This is a genomic window from Aestuariivirga sp., from assembly GCF_037139295.1.
In the GTDB taxonomy this organism is placed as follows: Bacteria; Pseudomonadota; Alphaproteobacteria; order Rhizobiales; family Aestuariivirgaceae; genus Aestuariivirga.
In genome coordinates this window covers 1-2,830 of sequence record NZ_JBAXGR010000229.1, presented here as the reverse complement: position 1 = coordinate 2,830, position 2,830 = coordinate 1, and the positions used below count along the sequence as shown (strand labels likewise).

2 protein-coding genes are annotated in these 2,830 nt (G+C 59.6%); both read right to left on the bottom strand.

All coding sequences use genetic code 11. From position 1 onward, the window contains the following. Positions 1 to 112 precede the first annotated feature (112 nt). On the bottom strand, positions 113 to 1,879 hold the full coding sequence (locus WCJ41_RS21210; RefSeq protein WP_336907828.1) for an IS66 family transposase: 1,767 nt from the start codon (positions 1,877 to 1,879) through the stop codon (positions 113 to 115). Positions 1,880 to 1,970: 91 nt separating this feature from the next. After that, the gene (tnpB, locus tag WCJ41_RS21205; RefSeq protein WP_336907827.1) at positions 1,971 to 2,324 is read right to left on the bottom strand and encodes an IS66 family insertion sequence element accessory protein TnpB; all 354 of its coding nucleotides are present in this window, start codon (positions 2,322 to 2,324) and stop codon (positions 1,971 to 1,973) included. Between the last annotated feature and the right edge of the window lie 506 nt (positions 2,325 to 2,830).

Here is a 2,830-nt window from a genome sequence, read left to right as displayed (position 1 = left end):
ACACCGCGGGAACACAAAGCAGTCCCGTCCCCGGCCCGTCTATCGTCTACGAGGGTGTGCGCCCACCACGCCCATATGGCTCGCGGAGCTTTTTTTGCTTTAGCGTGCCAGATCAGTGGCTCGCGGCAGCCCGCCGCTTGGCTCGCTTGACGATTTTTGCATCGGCGCGTGCCAGCCGCTCCTCAACCCTGTAAGTCCGTATGGACTCGGGGTGCGATTGCTTCCAGCCATCGGGTCGAAGGGCCTCATAGGCCGTCTCGCCAGCCAAGAGCTTATCGAGCACGTCCTTCACGTAGGCGAACACATCGAGGTCGTTTCGAATCGCACTGCTCACGAGCGTCATGAGATCGGCAGCGCGATAGCCCGCATCCACACTTCCGATAAAAAGCCAGTTCTTTCTGCCCAAGGCAACCTGCTTCATGAGTTGCTCAGTCTCGTTGTTGTCAATCGGCATGAGGCCATCAGCGAGATACACGCGCAGGTGCTCAAACTGATTCCGTAGGTAGGTGACTGCCTTGCCGAATGACTCCTTCGGCATTACTCCCGAGACCGCATCGCTCACCAGATACCCTCCGATGCGTTCCCAGATCGGCCGTGCCTCGGCCTGCCGAAGTGCACGACGCTCATCTGCTGTCATGGCCTTCGCACGGTCTTCAATGTCGTAGAGCTCCTGGAACATCGCCAACAACACAGCCGCGTGCACCGGATAGTTGCTCCTGGCTTCGAAGACCTTCCTTCTAGCGTGCGCGACACACGCAGCACGAGTAATCTTTCCGTCGCTTCGCGTGCGGACCGCCTCGTAACCCGAGTAGCAATCCGCCATGAGGCTGCCGGTGAAGCCGCCGAGGAACAGCTCTGGACCGTCTCTGTGCCGGCTCACGGTGAAGTCGAAGACGTTGATCGGCTGAGTGATGCTCCGGTACGCCCACATCCGCGCTGTAATACTGCCACGATGCTCCGCCTGCGCTTCCGCGATCACCTCGCGGGCGCGGACGTTCTTTGGATTATCGGGGGCGGATAAGAGCGGTGATTCTTGCACGACGAGGGTGACCGTCGTGTCATCGGTGGCGATAATCGGTCCGGCCCGCACCACCTCCCGGAGGTGCTCGATAAACGGACGAATGAGATTCGCCGCAGCCTGCTGGATATTGAGGAGCGTGCTTCGGGAGGGTGTCCAGCCGCACGACGCAAAGAGATCCTGCTGGCGGTAGATCGGCTGGTGATAGCCGTACTTCGCGACCGCAATCTCGGCGGCCACACTCGTGTCGAACTTGTTGCCTTCGACGAGCCCGGCCGGCCGAGGTGCTTCGACCACGCCACAGTGGGGAGACTTTGGGCATGCGAGTTTCGGGACGAGGGTGACCCGTACGCGAAGTGAAATCGGGATGATCTCGAGCGTTTCGAGACGATCGTAGCCGATGAGATCGCGCTCACCGTGATCGGGGCAGAACTTTTGAGCCTCTGGAACTTCGAGCGTCACTTCGTAGCGAGGCAGGTGCGCCGGTAGCTGTTCATTGCGGGGCTTGCGATCTTTCTTCTTTCGTCGCGTGTAGCTCCCGATCTGTTCTTCGGCTGCATCGGCAATCCCTTCAGCCGCGTCGACGATGTCAGGGGAATCGCCGAAGTCGATGACGAACTGCTTTGGGTCGTTGAGATACCGCTCGATCTTCTTGCGGAAGGCACGCTGCAGAGCGAGGTCTCGTTCAGCCGTGACCTTCGCGAGCGCGGCCTTCTGCTCTTCGAGCTGCCGACTCTGTTGGTCGACGAGGGCGACGTGCGCTGCGATCGCTATACGGCATTCCACGATGACTTCGTCGCGCTCGCGGAGCAGCCTTTGGCAGGCCCCGACGTCGTCTGGATATGCGGCCGTTGATGACATGCTTGCATCATGCAAAGTAAATCACTCTTTGCAAGAGCAGATTTGATCGCGTGCAAAAAATAATCGCGTGCCAAACGAGTGATAACTTCAATCAGATTGCGCGATGCATGCGCTTGCGTCGGCGCACACTCTCAAGACGCACACCACCGAGGATCATCGCGAGCTGGGTCGAGTCGATGCGCACTCGCTCTTCACCATTCCGCGATGCGAGTGTCTCAAACGTTCCTCCTTCGAGTCGCTTGTACCAGAGGACGTAGCCATCGCCGTCCCACCAGAGTGCTTTGATGCGGTCACGTCGCTTGTTGACGAACAGAAACAGACTGCCGTCGCACGGATCAGCGTCAAAGATGCCACGGATGATGCCCGACAAGCCATCAAAACTCTTCCGCATGTCGGTCGAGCCGGTGTGGAGATAGATCGTCGGGGCCGGCGCGATGCTCAGCATGACTGCGGCACTCCTGAAAGTGCTTCGATGGCAACCCGAATGAGATCGGGCCGATCATCCGGGAGCTCGAGCACGGCGCCTGCGGGGAAGCGGAGCGATACCGATCGGCCGCCGATGATGTCGACCGGCGCGAAGGCTCGCGGCGATGATTTAGGGGCAGTGCGAATGTCGGCACACTTCCGTCGCCAGTACCAGAACGCTGGCTCCGTCACCCGCTCTCGGGCGCAGAACCGCGCGACTGTTACGTCGCACCCCTCAAAACGTCGTAGCCGCTCGTGCCACTCACTCGTTTTAGCCTGATTGAGCTGTCTCGCCATGAAAAGCCTCCTCGAAAACGGGTTGAACAAAGTCAACTCGTGAGGCTACACCGGCAGTCAAGGGTGGCTGTGGTGGGCGCACACGGCGATAATGCGTCACGGAGCATTGCAATCGGAATGGTATTGGGTGCCTATCAGGGCGATTGCGCGAAGCTGGGCAACCTGGCATGATTAGGCAATGGTCGTGTG

Excerpts from the sequence above, each read along its gene's own strand:
- WCJ41_RS21210 (WP_336907828.1), bottom strand. The coding sequence starts at position 1,879 with ATGTCATCAACGGCCGCATATCCAGACGACGTCGGGGCCTGCCAAAGG.
- tnpB (WP_336907827.1), bottom strand. The coding sequence starts at position 2,324 with ATGCTGAGCATCGCGCCGGCCCCGACGATCTATCTCCACACCGGCTCG.